The sequence below is a fragment of the Marinobacter sp. genome (genome assembly GCF_048266785.1).
In the GTDB taxonomy this organism is placed as follows: domain Bacteria; phylum Pseudomonadota; class Gammaproteobacteria; order Pseudomonadales; family Oleiphilaceae; genus Marinobacter.
On record NZ_JBLWYX010000014.1, the window covers coordinates 42,827 to 59,481 of the forward strand.

Annotated in this window: 10 protein-coding genes; 8 read left to right on the forward strand and 2 right to left on the reverse strand. The window is 55.7% G+C overall.

What is annotated here, in order from left to right:
* Positions 1-16: 16 nt before the first annotated feature.
* The 8 genes from pilQ (at position 17) to ACN0V1_RS16710 (ending at position 13,315) form a co-directional block, all read left to right on the forward strand.
* Positions 17-2,071: a type IV pilus secretin PilQ gene (pilQ, locus tag ACN0V1_RS16675; protein ID WP_417546077.1), complete on the forward strand. Its 2,055-nt coding sequence runs from the start codon at positions 17-19 to the stop codon at positions 2,069-2,071.
* 138 nt (positions 2,072-2,209) lie between these two features.
* Entirely contained in the window at positions 2,210-2,776 is a 567-nt protein-coding gene (gene aroK, locus ACN0V1_RS16680; RefSeq protein WP_417546078.1) for a shikimate kinase AroK, read from the forward strand.
* Positions 2,769-3,866: a 3-dehydroquinate synthase gene (gene aroB / locus ACN0V1_RS16685; protein WP_417546079.1), complete on the forward strand. Its 1,098-nt coding sequence runs from the start codon at positions 2,769-2,771 to the stop codon at positions 3,864-3,866. Before aroK ends, aroB begins: the two co-directional genes overlap by 8 nt.
* A gap of 35 nt (positions 3,867-3,901) precedes the next feature.
* Positions 3,902-5,317 (forward strand): AAA family ATPase, encoded by a 1,416-nt coding sequence (locus tag ACN0V1_RS16690; protein WP_417546080.1) that lies wholly within the window; start codon positions 3,902-3,904, stop codon positions 5,315-5,317.
* A 212-nt stretch (positions 5,318-5,529) separates the two neighbouring features.
* A complete protein-coding gene (gene gltB / locus ACN0V1_RS16695; RefSeq protein ID WP_417546081.1) occupies positions 5,530-9,978 on the forward strand; it encodes a glutamate synthase large subunit in 4,449 nt (1,482 codons plus the stop codon).
* A 90-nt stretch (positions 9,979-10,068) separates the two neighbouring features.
* Positions 10,069-11,487, forward strand: coding sequence for an FAD-dependent oxidoreductase (locus tag ACN0V1_RS16700; RefSeq protein WP_417546082.1), 1,419 nt, complete (start codon positions 10,069-10,071; stop codon positions 11,485-11,487).
* A 128-nt stretch (positions 11,488-11,615) separates the two neighbouring features.
* Positions 11,616-12,680 (forward strand): uroporphyrinogen decarboxylase, encoded by a 1,065-nt coding sequence (gene hemE, locus ACN0V1_RS16705; protein ID WP_417546083.1) that lies wholly within the window; start codon positions 11,616-11,618, stop codon positions 12,678-12,680.
* Positions 12,681-12,946: 266 nt separating this feature from the next.
* Entirely contained in the window at positions 12,947-13,315 is a 369-nt protein-coding gene (locus ACN0V1_RS16710; protein WP_417546084.1) for a PilZ domain-containing protein, read from the forward strand.
* 187 nt (positions 13,316-13,502) lie between these two features.
* Here the strand turns inward: ACN0V1_RS16710 and radA are convergent, their stop codons facing one another.
* Complete coding sequence (gene radA / locus ACN0V1_RS16715; RefSeq protein WP_417546085.1) at positions 13,503-14,879, reverse strand: DNA repair protein RadA; 1,377 nt, start codon at positions 14,877-14,879, stop codon at positions 13,503-13,505.
* Positions 14,879-16,540, reverse strand: a complete 1,662-nt coding sequence (ettA, locus tag ACN0V1_RS16720) for an energy-dependent translational throttle protein EttA (RefSeq protein WP_417546086.1) — start codon at positions 16,538-16,540, stop codon at positions 14,879-14,881. The genes radA and ettA overlap by 1 nt, the downstream gene beginning before the upstream one ends.
* Between the last annotated feature and the right edge of the window lie 115 nt (positions 16,541-16,655).

The following is a 16,655-nucleotide window of genomic DNA, read 5'->3' on the forward strand; positions in this document are numbered from 1 at the left end:
GGGGTCGAGGCTAGCGATGTTAAGAAAACTCAATGTATACGTCAGCGTGATTACTTTTGGGTTGTTATCCGGCCTGGCCAGTGCGGTCACGCTGGAAGACGTGTCGTTTTCGTCGCTACCGGGAGAACGCCTGGAAGTGACACTCAAATTTGATGGTCAGCCACCCGAGCCATCGGGGTACACCATTGAGCGCCCGGCGCGCATTGCGGTGGACCTGCGCGACACGACCAGTGGTCTGAATAGCCGTAGTATTTCTCTCGGGTCGGGAAATGCCCAGAGCATGACAGTCGTAGAAACCAAGGATCGTACCCGCCTGATTTTCAATCTGGTTGAACTGGCACCCTACGACACGGTTCGCAAAGATAATTCTCTTGTGATGACCATTGGCGGAGAGTCCGGCGGCGGGTCGGTAACGGCCAGCACATCGATGAGCCCTTCGTCTGCAAAATCTTCCGCATCTCCGGATACGCTTGCCGGCGTTGATTTCCGTCGCGGCAAGGATGGCGAAGGCCGCGTTATCGTCGATCTCGGTAGCTCCGGCACCCAGGTAGATCTGTCTGAGCTTGGCGGAAAAATTCGCCTTACCATGGACGGGATCGCTGTGCCCGCAGACTTGCGCCGCCGGCTTGATGTAACGGACTTCGCGACGCCCGTCAGCCGCATTGATACCTTCGTTGAAGATGGAAACGCGGTGGTCGAGATTCGCCCTGAAGGCAACTATGACTACATTGCCTATCAATCGGGCAACCAATTCACGGTCAGTGTTGAAAAGCTGAGCGAAGAAGAGGCCGAGTCCCGCCGCGAAGAAAAATTCCCGTACACCGGCGAAAAGCTGTCGTTGAACTTCCAGGATATTGAAGTTCGCTCGGTGCTGCAGTTGATTGCCGATTTCACAGGCTTGAACCTGGTGGCGAGTGACACGGTTGGTGGCAGCATCACTCTGCGCCTGCAGAATGTTCCCTGGGATCAGGCTCTGGATCTTATCCTGAAAACCAAAGGCCTGGACAAGCGTCAGATCGGTAATGTCTTACTGGTTGCCCCTGCTGATGAGATCGCCGCCCGGGAAAAGCTCGAGCTTGAAACTACGAAGCAGATCGCAGAGCTGGCACCGGTTCGCCTGGATATCGTTCAGGTCAATTATGCCAAGGCAGGCGATATTGTTGCCCTGATCAAGGCGGACAAAGAGCTGATTACTGATCGCGGCTTCGTATCTTCAGATGTGCGAACCAACACCATCAGTGTCCGTGAGTCGTCGGAAAAGTTGGAAGAAATACGGCGCCTGGTTTCTACCTGGGACGTGCCTGTTCGCCAGGTTTCGATAGAGGCCCGTATAGTGCGCGCCCAAAACAATGTTGCTGAGGAACTTGGCGTACGTTGGGGGGCAGCCGCTCGAGGTGACGCGAATGGCGGATCAAATAACGTTGTGGGAGGGGGTTCTCAGGGTGGCTTGGCAGGTATTGCCGGCAGCAGTATCCTTGGATTCCCGTCTGATTTGAACGTCAATTTGGGAACAACTCGTCCACCAGCTGGTTCCGTGGCCTTCGGTTATATCGGTACGGATTTCCTGATTGATATGGAGCTGTCTGCATACGAAAGTGATGGTCAGGCCGAGGTAGTTTCGCAGCCACGCGTGGTGACTGCAGATCGCCAGACTGCTTCTATCAAGTCGGGTGAAGAGATTCCTTATCAGGAAGCCTCGTCAAGTGGTGCGACCTCGGTATCCTTTAAAGAAGCAGTGTTGTCTCTGGAAGTAACTCCGCAGATCACGCCGGATGACAAGATTATTATGGATCTGGTGGTGAATCAGGATTCCCGTGGCGAAGTTACCGAGGGCATTCCTTCGATCAACACCAACGAAGTGACAACTCAGGTGCTGGTTGGCAACGGTGAAACGGTCGTGCTGGGTGGGATCTTCCAGTCCGAAGTTGCCACTACCGTGATCAAAACTCCGGTTCTGGGTGACATTCCCTATCTTGGCCGCTTGTTCAAGCGCACGGAGCGGATCAACGAGCGCAGTGAGTTGCTGATCTTCATCACACCCAAGATCCTCAAGAACGACCTGATTCAGTAAACCGAACGGGTAAAAAAGCCGCCGCGATAAACCGGCGGCTTTTTTGTGTCTGCAGAATGTTCGGTGCTCAATCCGAAGCTTATGCAATCTACAGCCCTGTGATATTCTCACCCGCCTGAACACTATTGAGCGGAAGTTATGTCTTTGCCCAAACGCGTAGTCCTGGTTGGCCCCATGGGCGCCGGTAAAAGTACGATTGGCCGGATGCTTGCCCGTGAGTTGGGGTACCGATTCCTTGATTCCGATCGGATTATTGAAGAGCGTTGTGGGGCAAATATTCCCTGGATATTCGATGTTGAGGGCGAAGACGGATTCCGGCAGCGTGAAACTGCCATGCTTGCAGAGTTGTCTGCTGAGTGTCAGACGGTTCTGGCCACAGGTGGCGGTGCCGTTATGCGTGCTGAAAATCATGCAATGCTAAAAAAAGACGCTGTGGTGGTTTACCTTAGAACCTCAATAGAGCAACAGGTGGAGCGTACCCGTAAGGATCGCAATCGACCATTGCTGCAGAATGATGACCCTGAAGGCGTTTTACGCCATCTGTTTGCCGTCAGGGACCCGCTATACACCGAACTTGCCGACATTATTATGCATACGGATCGCAAGAGTCCCCGGCTTGTGGTGCGACAGCTTGTGAATCGTATAAATCCCAAAACTCCGCGACAGCAAAGACAGGTGCGAAAGGAAGGCCGCAATCATGTATAACCTGCTTCACGAACTTCTGGTTGATCTGGGAGAGCGCAGTTATCCCATCATAATCGGCGAAGGCCTGTTGGGTGACTACGACCTTTCCGGTTACGTTGCTGGTTCTCAGGTAATGATCGTTACCAATGATGTCGTTGGTCCCTTGTATCTGGAACAGGCCAAGGCCTGCTTTCCTGGCAAGAGTGTGGACACAGTTGTGCTGCCGGATGGTGAAAAGCACAAAGACTGGCAGACGCTGAACCTGATTTTTGATGCTTTGCTGGAAAAGCGGCACACCCGAAAAACCACGTTGGTCGCTTTGGGTGGTGGTGTTGTTGGCGATATGACAGGATTTGCTGCGGCGTCTTACCAACGCGGTGTCCCGTTCCTGCAAATTCCAACCACACTTTTGTCTCAGGTAGATTCCTCAGTTGGAGGCAAAACCGGCATTAATCATCCGCTGGGGAAGAACATGGTTGGCGCTTTTCATCAGCCTGAAGCGGTACTGATTGATACTGATACGCTTCAATCTCTCCCGCCGAGAGAAATTTCTGCGGGGCTTGCGGAAGTCATCAAGTACGGCCTGATTCGGGACGTGGCGTTTCTTGAATGGTTAGAACAGGCTATCGATCAACTGATAGCATGCGACAGCAAAGCTCTGGCGGAAGCGATATTTCGCTCTTGTGCCTGTAAGGCGGACGTTGTAGCTCAGGATGAACGCGAGAGCGGGCTCAGAGCTACGTTGAATCTTGGCCACACCTTTGGTCATGCCATTGAGACCTTCGTTGGCTATGGCAACTGGTTGCATGGGGAAGCGGTGGGCACCGGCATGATAATGGCTGCCGATCTGTCTGCGCGCGAAGGCTCAATCAGCCAGGATGATTATGGCCGCATTGTGCGAATCGTCAGCCGGGCCAGCTTGCCTGCTTCGCCTCCGGCGGATATGACGCCAGACGACTTTATGAACCTCATGGCCGTTGACAAAAAGAACGTTGATGGCCGGTTAACGCTGGTATTGCTTCGTTCTGTTGGGGATGCGGTCGTGACAGCTGGCGCCTCCCCGGAAAATCTTGCGGCAACGCTGAAGACCTTCTGTCGGCAGGAAGGCTGAGCCGAGGTTGTAACAATGAACAGCGGGGATCCCTTGTGACTGACGACAGCTTCAACAGCCTTGATGGCGGAGGGTTGTTCCCCAGATTACAGCAGCGATACGGTTTGAGAGAGAACCCGCTGGAAATGGAAACGCCGTTTTTTCCCGATGCTATGCGCTACCATGCCCTGGAAACGCTTCGCCACCTCTGTGGCTTTGGCGATATGGCACTGCTGCTTACCGGCGCACCGGGTTCGGGTAAGAGCAGGTTGCTGGCCGAGCTGGTGCGCAGCGAGTCCTCACGACTAGGCTTTCATCGCCTGTCCGCCGCCGCCATGACAAGCCCAAACGCGTTGGCAAGAGACCTGAAGCAGGTTGCTCGCTCGGGCGCTAGCCCGGATGAGAATCCGCGTGAAACCGTTTATCGCTTTTTTCGGTGGTCTGAGGACAAGGTCGCCAAGGGGCAGCGAATGGTGCTGCTTATAGATGATGCTGATCGAGCATCTCCAGAGCTTCTCCGGTTGATCCTTGACGGTTTTCTGGCAACCGATCGTGCCAAGGCTGCGGTTCCAGTGTTTGCTGGTGAGGACCATCTCGTCACGCTGCTGGGCCTTGAGGATGCATCGGTATCTGTGCACCAGATCCACTTGCGCCCGCTTACCAGGGAAGAGCTGTTTTCCTACCTTGAGCCACGTGTTCACAAAGCGGGCGGTAAGGTAGATGAACTTTTGAGCCCCGCCCGGCTAGCAAGAATACAGGATCTCAGTCAGGGCAGCTTTTCCCGACTGAAAAGAGTAACGCCTGGTATATGGCTGGATATCGTGTCTGATGCTTCGAAATCGAAGCGCTCACGGAGTATTGATTTAAAGCAGCTCCGCCTGCCAGCGCTGGCTCTCCTGCTTTTGGCTGGTTCCTGGTGGTTTGTATCCCGGCAGTATGAAGAGACGGTCGCTCTGGAGCATGAGGCGGTTTCTGAGCCTGACCGGATACGCAAGAGTATTACTGTCGGCCCCCATATGCCAGATGAAGAGATGCCGAAAGATGAAACACCAGATGAACTGCCTCTAGCGTTGACAGAGCCTCCGCCGCTGCCAGACCCTGTTGCTGAGCCTGAGCCTGAGCCTGAGCCTGAGCCTGAGCCTGAGCCTGAGCCTGAGCCTGAGCCTGAGCCTGACTTCATTCCAGAAAACGCCAGCAGGTATGTGGCCATTGAGCAATTGCGCAGCCGCGGCAAAGGCTGGACGATTCAGCTGGTAGCCGGAAACCAGGAGCAGACAGCGCTGAACGTAATTTCCCGCTACCCATCTCTTGATGAGATGGTTTATACGTTGGGCGAGCGCAAGAACAAGCCATGGTTCATGGTGTTCTATGGGAACTATTCGTCCTGGGAGTTAGCCCAAAAAGCGGCATCCCGGCTCCCTGATTCACTGGTTTCACGCTCTCCCTGGGTGCGTGCAACCGAGGGCTTGTGACAGGATCAAAAATGCGCGGTAACCCCATGTTCCGTATCGGGCAAAGCACTGAAACAACGCAACCTTACTCGAGAAATATTGCCAAATCTGTTTGAGTACGTATTTCTACGTGTGTAGAATGATCAGCCCATTTTTTTAATGTTGGCTGGTTTTTGCACTATATTGGTGCATAAGTCGCTGATTAAAAAGCATTTGCATGCGAGAGAGCGCTTATGAAGTCAGGTATGTATCATCCCGACGAATTCAAAGATAACTGCGGATTTGGACTGATTGCCCACATGAAAGGCGAGGTCTCTCACAAGCTGTTGCAGACGGCCATTGAGTCGCTCACCTGCATGACTCACCGGGGTGGTATCGCCGCAGATGGAAAAACCGGAGATGGTTGCGGCCTGCTTATTCAAAGCCCCGAAGCGTTCCTTAAAAAAGCTGCCGAAACAGCCTTTGGAAAAGCGCCCGATGGGCTATTTGCGGTGGGCCAGGTGTTCCTGAGCCCGGAGCCAGAAAAGGCCGCCGATGGGCGCGCCGCGCTCGAAAAACGACTGGTTGAACAAGGGCTGGAAGTCATGGGCTGGCGAGAAGTGCCGGTAGATGACAGTTGCCTGGGCCCAATGGCGCTGGACTGCATGCCCCGCATTGAACAGGTGTTTGTAACGCCAGCGGCCAAGTCGGAACAGGAATTTGCCATCAGTCTGTTTGTCGGTCGCCGCCATGCAGAGCGCGATATGGCAGATGATCCGGAGTTCTACATCTGCAGTCTTTCCCACCGCACGCTGGCCTACAAGGGCCTGATGATGCCGGCGGATCTGGCGAATTTCTACAAAGATCTGGGGGATCCTGATTTTGCCACTGCCATTTGCGTGTTCCACCAGCGCTTTTCCACCAATACCATGCCGCGCTGGCCTTTGGCCCAACCGTTCCGCTATCTGGCGCATAACGGCGAAATCAACACCATTGATGGCAACCGTAACTGGGCCATTGCCCGGGCGGCGAAATTCAACGCTCCGGATCTGCCTGACCTGCAAACCTTGCAGCCCCTCGTAAACCTGGCAGGCTCTGACTCTTCAAGCATGGATAACATGCTGGAAATCCTGTTGGCCGGCGGCGTGGATCTGTTCCGCGCCGCGCGGATGATGATTCCACCGGCCTGGCAGAATGTCGACACCATGGATTCCGAGCTTCGAGCGTTCTACGAATACAATTCCATGCACATGGAACCCTGGGATGGTCCCGCAGGCCTGGTTATGTCGGATGGCCGTTACGCGGTGTGCATGCTGGACCGCAACGGCTTGCGACCGGCGCGCTGGGTGGTTACCAAGGATGATTTCATTACTTTGGCGTCCGAGATAGGCACCTACAGCTATCAGCCGGCGGACGTGGTCGCAAAGGGCCGTGTCGGGCCGGGGCAAATGCTGGCTATTGATACCGAAACCGGTGAGGTGTTGCATACCCGGGATATCGATCAGCGCCTCAAAACAGCAAAGCCCTACAAGCGCTGGCTGCGTGAAAATGCGTTGCGAGTGGAAACAACGCTGAACCAGGATACGCCGGAATTCCGGCTGATGGATACGGATGAGCTGCTGGTGCACCAGAAGATGTTCATGGTGTCCTACGAGGAGCGTGACCAGATCCTGCGTCCCCTCGCGGAAAATGCCCAAGAGGCTGTAGGCTCAATGGGCGACGACACGCCCATGGCCGTGCTGTCCAGCAAGGTGCGACATGTGGCGGACTATTTCCGTCAGAAGTTTGCTCAGGTAACCAATCCACCGATCGACCCGCTGCGGGAAGCGATTGTGATGTCGCTGGAAACCTGTCTGGGAGCGGAGCGTAACGTCTTCGAGGAAACCGCAGAGCACGCTGACAGGATCATCTTGACCACACCGGTTCTGTCGCCAGCAAAATTCCTCCGGATTTCCAACAATGAGCGTCCGGGTTTTTCTGCAGCGCGAATTTCCATGAGCTACCTTCCGGAGCAGGGGCTTGAACAAGCCATTCGTCGCGTTTGTGATGAGGCCGAGCAAGCCGTTCGCAACGGTAAAGTACTGCTGATCCTCTCAGACAAGGACTTGAAACAGGGTGAGCTACCTGTGAGCTCGCTGATGGCGACCGGAGCCGTTCACCATCATTTGGTGGCAAAAGGTTTGCGTTGCGATTCCAACATTATCGTGGAGACAGGCTGGGCCAGGGACCCTCACCATTTTGCAGTGCTGTTTGGCTTTGGCGCGACGGCGGTCTATCCCTATCTGGCCTATCAGGTGTTGAACGATCTGATTCGGACGGGCGAATTGCTGATAGACCCTATCGAAGCGAAGAATAACTACCGCAAAGGGATCAATAAGGGGCTGCTGAAAATTCTGTCTAAAATGGGCATCGCGACTATCGCGTCTTATCGTGGCGCTCAGCTTTTCGAGGCCATTGGCCTTGCCGATGATGTTGCGAACCTGTGCTTTAACGGTGTGCCTTGTCGCATACAGGGTGCAGGCTTTTTCGATTTCCAGCAGGATCAGGAACAACTGGCGACCACTGCCTGGAAGCCGCGCAAGCCGATTACCCCAGGCGGCTTGCTGAAATATATCCATGGACAGGAATACCATGCCTTTAATCCGGATGTGGTTGGCAAGCTGCAAGAGGCGGTGACCTCGGGTGATTATGGCCATTACAAGGAATACGCGGCACTGGTCAACGAACGCCCGGTGGCCACGCTCAGGGATTTGTTTGGTTTCCGTGAAGGTATAGAAGCCATAGGGATTTCCGAGGTTGAGCCGGTCGAGCAGATCTTTACCCGCTTCGATTCGGCGGCCATGTCTCTTGGTGCTCTGTCGCCGGAGGCTCATGAGGCGCTGGCAGTAGCGATGAACACGCTTGGTGGCCGCTCCAACTCCGGCGAGGGTGGTGAAGACCCGGCCCGTCATGGCACCGAAAAACGATCCAAAATCAAACAGATCGCCTCGGGCCGCTTTGGTGTAACCGCTGAGTACCTGCGCAGTGCCGACGTCATGCAGATCAAGGTCGCCCAGGGTGCCAAGCCAGGTGAGGGTGGCCAGCTACCCGGTGGTAAGGTAAATGAGCTGATCGCTCGCCTGCGTTACTCGGTGCCGGGTGTAACTCTGATTTCGCCGCCGCCGCACCACGATATCTACTCGATTGAAGATCTGGCGCAGCTGATCTTCGATCTCAAACAGGTCAACCCGCAAGCGCTGGTTTCGGTAAAGTTGGTCTCTGAGCCCGGTGTCGGCACGATTGCGGCGGGTGTCGCAAAGGCTTATGCCGATCTGATTACCGTCTCCGGCTACGATGGCGGCACAGCGGCAAGCCCGCTGGCATCCATTCGCTACGCAGGCTCGCCCTGGGAGCTCGGATTGACCGAAACACAGCAGGCGTTGCGCGCAAATGACTTGCGTGGAAAGATCCGCCTGCAAACGGATGGCGGCATCAAAACCGGTCTGGATGTGGTGAAAGCCGCTATTCTTGGTGCCGAGAGTTTTGGTTTTGGCACCACCCCCATGGTCGCGCTGGGCTGTAAGTACCTGCGTATTTGCCATCTGAACAACTGCGCAACCGGTATCGCAACCCAGAACGAGCACCTCCGTGAAGAGCACTTTAAAGGCACGGTGGAAATGGCCATGAACTTCTTCCGTTTTGTGGCGGAAGAAACCCGGGAATGGATGGCCAAGTTGGGGGTCCGTAGCCTGGAAGAGCTCGTCGGGCGTGTCGACCTTCTCGTTCGCCTGCCGGGTGACACGGAGCGCCAGAAAAAACTGGATCTGACGCGGCTGTTGTCTAACGATCATATTCCGGCTGACAAGCCTCAGACCTGCCAGGTTGAGCGCAATCTGCCGTTCGATAAAGGTTTGCTGGCGGAAGAAATGCTCAAGGCAATTGCGCCTGCGATTGAGGGCAAGACCGGAGGCGCGTGGAATTACAGGGTGACCAACTGTGATCGCTCAATCGGTGCCCGTCTCTCTGGTGAAATTGCCGCGAAGCATGGAAACCAGGGCATGGCCGATGCACCAATCACGCTGGGCCTGGTAGGCACTGCCGGCCAGAGTTTTGGTGTCTGGAACGTCGGTGGGTTGAACCTTATTCTCGAAGGCGATGCCAACGACTATGTCGGCAAGGGCATGACTGGTGGCAAGCTGGTGGTCAGGCCGCCCCGTGGCAGTGCCTTCAAAACCCAGGAAACCGCGATTATCGGCAACACCTGCCTTTACGGAGCCACCGGCGGCAAGTTGTTTGCGGCCGGCACGGCCGGCGAGCGCTTCGCTGTTCGCAACTCCGGTGCCCATTCGGTTGTTGAAGGCGCTGGCGATCACTGTTGTGAGTACATGACCGGCGGGCTGGTGACTGTGCTGGGTTCTACTGGTCCCAACTTTGGGGCCGGTATGACCGGAGGGTTCGCCTATGTGCTGGATATGGACAATACCTTTGTTGATAAATACAACCACGAATTGGTGGAAATCCAGCGCATTTCCCGTGAAGAAATGGAGGCTTATCGCAACCTTCTGCGTAGCGTGATTCGAGAGCATATCTCGGAGACCGGTAGCGCCTGGGCTGAGCATATCCTTGAAGATTTCGACGACTACATCGGTCGCTTCTGGCTGGTGAAACCCAAAGCTGCGAATTTGCGCAGCCTGTTGGCAAGTACCCGTGCGCGTCCTGAATAGGCTCAGGGCGTTGAGTCTGGTTACTTGTGAGGGTTCCGGGTTGCCGAAATGGGCAGTCCGTGTCGATATTGAGCTGATGAGAGCGTCAACATGAAAGAACGACTTGGTAACGATTTCCAGTTTGTGGAAGTAGGGCGGGTAGACCCAAAGAAAGTGCCCGCGAAAAAGCGTAAAAAAGAGTTTGGTGAGATCTATCGACCGTTTACCGCCGATAGCGCAGCGTCCCAGTCCCACCGCTGCCTGGAGTGCGGTAACCCCTATTGCGAATGGAAGTGTCCGGTACACAACTACATTCCCAACTGGTTGAAGTTGGTTTCCGAAGGCAACATCATGAAAGCCGTCGAGCTGTGTCATCAGACCAACTCGCTGCCTGAAGTGTGTGGGCGTGTTTGCCCACAGGACCGCTTGTGTGAAGGTGCCTGTACGCTGAACGATGGCTTCGGCGCGGTTACCATTGGTTCGGTTGAGAAATACATTACGGATACGGCCTTCGCTCTTGGCTGGAAGCCGGACATGTCAGCGGTAAAATGGACGGATAAAAAAGTGGCTGTTATCGGCGCCGGCCCTGCGGGCCTGGGCTGTGCCGACGTATTGGTTCGCAACGGCGTTAAGCCGGTGGTGTTTGATATCTATCCGGAGATCGGCGGTCTGCTCACGTTCGGCATCCCGGAATTCAAGCTGGAAAAATCCGTGATGACCCGGCGGCGCCAGGTGTTCGAGGAAATGGGCGTCGAATTCCGTTTGTCCACCGAGGTGGGTAAAGACGTCCAGTTAGAGGATATTCTCGAAGAGTACGATGCCGTGTTCATGGGCATGGGAACCTATACCTACATGAAGGGCGGTTTCCCGGGTGAAGATCTGCCAGGGGTTTACGACGCACTGCCGTTCCTGGTGTCCAACGTGAATCGACGTCTTGGCTTTGAGAAAGATGCAGCGGATTTCATTGATATGAAAGGCAAGCGCGTCGTGGTGCTGGGTGGCGGTGATACCGCCATGGACTGTAATCGCACCTCCATTCGCCAGCAGGCAGAAAGTGTGAGTTGCGCCTATCGCCGTGACCAGGCCAACATGCCGGGCTCGCGCCGCGAGGTGTCGAATGCCAAGGAAGAGGGCGTGACATTCCTGTTCAACCGACAGCCCATAGCCATCATCGGTGAGGATCAGGTTGAAGGTGTGAAAGTGGTGTCAACTCAGCTTGGTGAGCCAGATGAAAACGGGCGTCGCCGGCCAGAGGTGGTGCCTGGCAGCGAGGAAGTCATACCCGCCGATGCCGTGCTGGTTGCCTTTGGTTTCCGCCCGAGCCCGGCCGACTGGTTTGACGAGCTTTCGATCAACACCGACGATTCTGGCCGGGTAACTGCGCCGGAAGACGCGGAATGCGGCTTTCAGACCAGCAATCCGAAGATCTTTGCGGGTGGCGATATGGTTCGGGGCTCGGATCTCGTAGTAACCGCCATCTGGGAAGGCCGCCAGGCTGCCGAGGGCATTATGGATTATCTGGATATCTGACAAACCCTTTGACCCGGATCAGAAGGCCGGCTTACTAAGGGTATGCCGGCCTTTTTTATTATGGCAAACGGGGTATCATTGCTCCCATTCCGTGTAGACCACCTGAAAGAGACAACGTTGGAATCCTTATGACCGAGTTGAAGAATGACCGCTTCTTGCGCGCCCTTATGCGCCAGCCTGTTGATCGTACCCCGGTATGGATGATGCGCCAGGCCGGCCGTTATCTGCCCGAGTATCGCGCTACTCGGGAGAAAGCAGGTGACTTCCTCAGCTTGTGCAAGAATACGCCTCTGGCCTGTGAGGTAACCCTCCAGCCGCTTGAGCGCTTTCCGCTGGATGCCGCGATTCTGTTCTCGGATATTCTCACCATTCCGGATGCCCTGGGTCTCGGGTTGTATTTTGAAACCGGCGAAGGCCCCAAGTTCAAGCACACCATTCGCTCCCAGGCAGATGTGGATGCAATGCCGAAGATCAAGGCCGAAACCGATCTTGATTATGTGATGAACGCCGTTTCCACCATCCGGGGCGCGCTCAATGGTCGCGTTCCCCTGATTGGCTTCTCCGGCAGCCCCTGGACGCTGGCAACCTATATGGTGGAGGGGGGTTCCTCCAAGGACTTCCGTGAGGCCAAGAAGCTCATGTACAGTCAGCCAGAGGTCATGCACCAACTGCTGGATCACCTCGCGGATGCGGTCATCGATTACCTCAACGGCCAGATCAAAGCCGGTGCCCAGGCGGTTCAGATTTTCGATACCTGGGGCGGCGTGCTGAGCAGCTGGGCGTACGAGGAGTTTTCTCTGCGCTACATGAAGAAGATCGTTGATAACCTGATTCGCGAAAATGACGGGCGCTATATCCCGGTGATTCTGTTCACCAAAAACGGTGGCCAGTGGCTTGAATCCATTGCAGATTCAGGGGCTGATGCCGTTGGTCTGGATTGGACCACGGACATCGGCGACGCTCGAGCTCGCGTGGGCGATCGTGTGGCTCTGCAGGGTAATATGGATCCCACCATGCTCTATGCGCCTAAAAAGCGTATTCGCGAGGAAGTGGGCGACATCCTGCGTCGCTACGGCTCCGGCCCTGGTCACATATTCAACCTCGGCCACGGCATTACGCCGGATGTGGATCCCGAGCACGCCAAGGCGTTCATCGAGGCGGTTGTTGAATTGAGTCCTGAGTACCACCGCTGATTGTTGTCCTTGCTTTCTGGCCTGTTAGCGCCGGGAAGCGGGGGTTGAGTCACCGATTCCAAAAACCGCTACAAGCACATCCCTGTGGCTTGTCTCCGGCCGTCCATGGCCTCCGACATTTTTGGAATCGGTGACTCAACCCCCGCATCTATGTTCTCAGCACGTCTTCTCTTAGTGCCCCCCCCTGAAGTAGAACTCCTCTGGATCGGCAACCCCACCCGGTCTATAGTCGTACCAGATGATATCGACAATAAAGGAGCAGCCCCTTGCCCACCAAAACGTCCGAAAAACGGAAGTTTCACCGCATCAGCTTTGACGCCCCTTGTGAACTGCATGCCTTTGAGAGCGTGTGGACAACGGAGGTACTGGATATTTCCCTGAAAGGTGTTCTGGTCAAGCGGCCAGAGGGTTGGGACATACCTTTGAGTCAGCCCTGTGAGGTGATTGTTCATCTTGATGGACAGCAGGCAGGGATTGTTATGGCTGTCGAATTAAAACACGTTGAACCAAATAGGCTTGGCTTCAGTTGCCAGTACATCGATCTGGAAAGCGCCACCCATCTGAAGCGTTTGGTTGAGTTGAACCTTGGCGATCAGGTTCTTCTTGAGCGGGAGTTTTCTCACCTCATTGATTAGTTAATTATCGAGTTTTTGTTGGAGGGCGAATTGCGAATTTTGCAGGCGGAAGTGGGGAAGCCTTTCCAAAAATGTCGTAGGCCAAGGACGGCCGGAGACAAGCGCACATGGATGTGCTCGTAGCGGTTTTTGGAAAGGCTTCCCCACTTTCGCCATACCGCTAAAGCCGGCAGTCTGGGGGTAGGGCTTAAAGCTCCTCCAATGCCGTAATAGCCTCACTAAGCTTGGTCACAGGAATCACCTTCATGCCCGCTATAGCCTTACGTGGCGCATTAGCTTTAGGAACAAGAGCACGGGTAAATCCATGCTTGGCGGCTTCATTAATCCGCTCCTGCCCGCTGGGCACCGGCCGAATCTCGCCCGACAACCCGACTTCCCCGAAAATGACCAGGTCCTGGGGCAGCGCCCGATCACGGAATGACGAAACAATCGCAGCCAACAACGCCAAATCCGCGCTGGTCTCGTTAACCTTCACGCCACCCACAACGTTCACAAACACATCCTGATCCGACACATGCAAGCCGCCATGGCGGTGCAACACAGCCAGAAGCATGGCAAGCCGGTTCTGATCCAGGCCAACCGCGACACGCCGTGGGTATCCGCCCTGGGCCATGTCCACCAGCGCCTGAATTTCCACCAGCATGGGCCGGGTGCCTTCCCATACCACCATAACCACGCTGCCCGGCGCCGCTTCTTCGCCACGGTTCAGAAAAATCGCACTGGGGTTCTTTACTTCCTTCAGACCCTGCTCGAGCATGGCAAACACGCCCAGCTCATTCACCGCCCCAAAGCGGTTCTTGATGCCGCGCAGGGTGCGGTAACGGCTGTCACTGGAGCCTTCCAGAAGGATGGAGCAGTCGATCATGTGCTCCAAAACCTTGGGGCCGGCAAGACTGCCGTCCTTGGTGACGTGGCCTACCAGGAACAGAATGGTGCCTGTCTGTTTGGCAAAGCGGGTCAGAAACGCTGCGCTTTCACGCACCTGGGAAACCGAGCCGGGGGCGGATTCCGTGTCCGCCACGTGCATCACCTGAATACTGTCCACCACCAGAATCCGTGGCTTTTCCGCCTCCGCCACCTGCATGACCCGCTCGACGCTGGTCTCGGAGAGCATTTTCAGATCTTTGGTGGGCAGGCCAAGACGTTTCGCGCGCATGGCGACCTGCTGCAGGGACTCCTCACCGGTCACGTAAAGCGCGGGAACACTGGCGGCCAGATGGCACACGGCCTGTAGCAGCAGAGTGCTCTTGCCTGCGCCGGGATGGCCGCCCATCAGCACGGCGGAGCCCTCCACCAGCCCGCCACCCAGAACCCGGTCAAACTCCTGCATGCCGGTGCTGATGCGCTCCTGCTCGGAGAGGCTTACGTCGTTCAGGCTCTGGACGGCCGACAGGCTGCCGGCAAAACCTTCAAAGCGAACGCCGCGAGCGCCTTTGGCATTGTTGCTGACGCCACGGACTTCGCTAATGGTATTCCAGGTCTGGCAGGCCGTGCATTGGCCCTGCCATTTGGAATAATCTGCACCGCATTCAGTGCAGACATACGCGGTTTTGGCTTTTGCCATCAGGCCAGCTTCTTGTACTTCATGCGCTGGGGCACCATGGCGGAATCCCCTTTGCGTTTTTTGTGGTCTTCGTCGTATTCGGCGAAGTTACCCTCGAAGTACACCACCTCACCGTCATCCTCGAACGCCAGAATGTGCGTGGCTACGCGGTCAAGAAACCAGCGGTCATGCGAGATAACCATGGCGGAGCCCGGGAAATTCAACAGAGCTTCTTCCAGAGCGCGCAGGGTTTCTACGTCCAGGTCGTTGGTAGGTTCGTCCAGCAGCAACACGTTGCCACCTTCTTTCAGCAGCGCAGCCAAGTGCAGACGGTTGCGTTCACCGCCAGACAAGTCGCCTACGCGCTTTTGTTGGTCAGAGCCTTTGAAGTTGAAGCGGCCGGCATAGGCCCTCGACGGCGTTTCATAATTGCCGACCTTGATGATGTCCTGGCCTTCACTGAGCAGTTCCCAGACAGTTTTGGACCCGTCGAGATCACGGTTCTGATCTACATAGGCCAGCTTGACCGTTTCACCCACGGTGATGGTGCCGGAATTGGGCTGATCGTGACCTGCGATCATGCGGAACAGTGTGGATTTACCAGCGCCGTTACCACCGATGATGCCGACGATGGCGCCCGGCGGTACAGAGAATGAAACATTTTCGTAGAGCAGGCGGTCACCAAAAGCTTTGCTGATACCTTCCACTTCGATGACCTTGTCGCCAAGGCGGGGTCCGGGTGGGATATAGATTTCGTTGGTTTCGTTGCGTTTCTGGAAATCCTGCGAGCTCATTTCTTCGAAACGGGCAAGGCGGGCTTTGCTCTTCGACTGCCGGCCTTTGGCGTTGCTACGCACCCACTCCAGCTCCTGCTTGATGGCTTTCTGGCGCGAGGCTTCCTGTTTGGCTTCGGTGCCCAGGCGCTTTTCCTTGTTTTCCAGCCACTGGCTATAGTTGCCTTCAAACGGGATGCCCTGGCCCCTATCGAGTTCCAGAATCCAGCCTGCTACGTTGTCGAGGAAGTAGCGGTCGTGGGTAATCGCAACCACTGTGCCTTCATACTCGTGCAGAAAACGTTCCAGCCAGGCGACGGATTCTGCGTCCAGATGGTTGGTGGGCTCATCCAGCAGAAGCATGTCCGGACCCGAGAGTAACAGGCGACACAGGGCTACACGGCGGCGCTCACCACCGGAGAGATTCTTTACCGGCTGATCCCAGGCTGGCAGGCGCAGAGCGTCTGCGGCAACTTCCATTTTGCGCTCGATGTCATGGCCGTCAGTCGCCTGAATCAGCGCTTCCAGTTGGCCCTGTTTTTTGGCCAGCGCGTCGAAATCCGCGTCTGGTTCAGCGTAGTCGGCGTAAACCTGGTCGAGCTCGGCCAAGGCGTTGTGAACGTCGGCAACCGCTTCATCAACAATTTCTTTAACAGTTTTGCTGTCGTCCAGCTCGGGTTCCTGAGGCAGGTAACCCACATTGATGCCGGGCTGAGGCCGGGCTTCGCCAATGTAATCCTGATCCACGCCCGCCATAATGCGTAAGAGAGTAGATTTACCTGATCCGTTGAGGCCCAGTACGCCGATTTTGGCGCCCGGGAAGAAGCTCAGGGAAATATCCTTGAGAATTTCGCGTTTGGGCGGAACCACTTTGCCCACTCGGTTCATGCTGTATACGTACTGGGCCATAAAGGCATTACCCTCTTGGAAAAGGAGATGTGACAGGGTGTCTGAGGCGCTTCGAGCCCCCACCTTACGGAACTTGCTAATTGGGTTTGCTAATTGGGTTTGTAAGGTATCGAAA

Bases quoted from the DNA above. Each gene is read 5' to 3' on its own strand.
- pilQ (WP_417546077.1), top strand. From the start codon at position 17: ATGTTAAGAAAACTCAATGTATACGTCAGCGTGATTACTTTTGGGTTG.
- aroK (WP_417546078.1), top strand. From the start codon at position 2,210: ATGTCTTTGCCCAAACGCGTAGTCCTGGTTGGCCCCATGGGCGCCGGT.
- aroB (WP_417546079.1), top strand. From the start codon at position 2,769: ATGTATAACCTGCTTCACGAACTTCTGGTTGATCTGGGAGAGCGCAGT.
- gltB (WP_417546081.1), top strand. From the start codon at position 5,530: ATGAAGTCAGGTATGTATCATCCCGACGAATTCAAAGATAACTGCGGA.
- ACN0V1_RS16700 (WP_417546082.1), top strand. From the start codon at position 10,069: ATGAAAGAACGACTTGGTAACGATTTCCAGTTTGTGGAAGTAGGGCGG.
- hemE (WP_417546083.1), top strand. From the start codon at position 11,616: ATGACCGAGTTGAAGAATGACCGCTTCTTGCGCGCCCTTATGCGCCAG.
- radA (WP_417546085.1), bottom strand. From the start codon at position 14,879: ATGGCAAAAGCCAAAACCGCGTATGTCTGCACTGAATGCGGTGCAGAT.
- ettA (WP_417546086.1), bottom strand. From the start codon at position 16,540: ATGGCCCAGTACGTATACAGCATGAACCGAGTGGGCAAAGTGGTTCCG.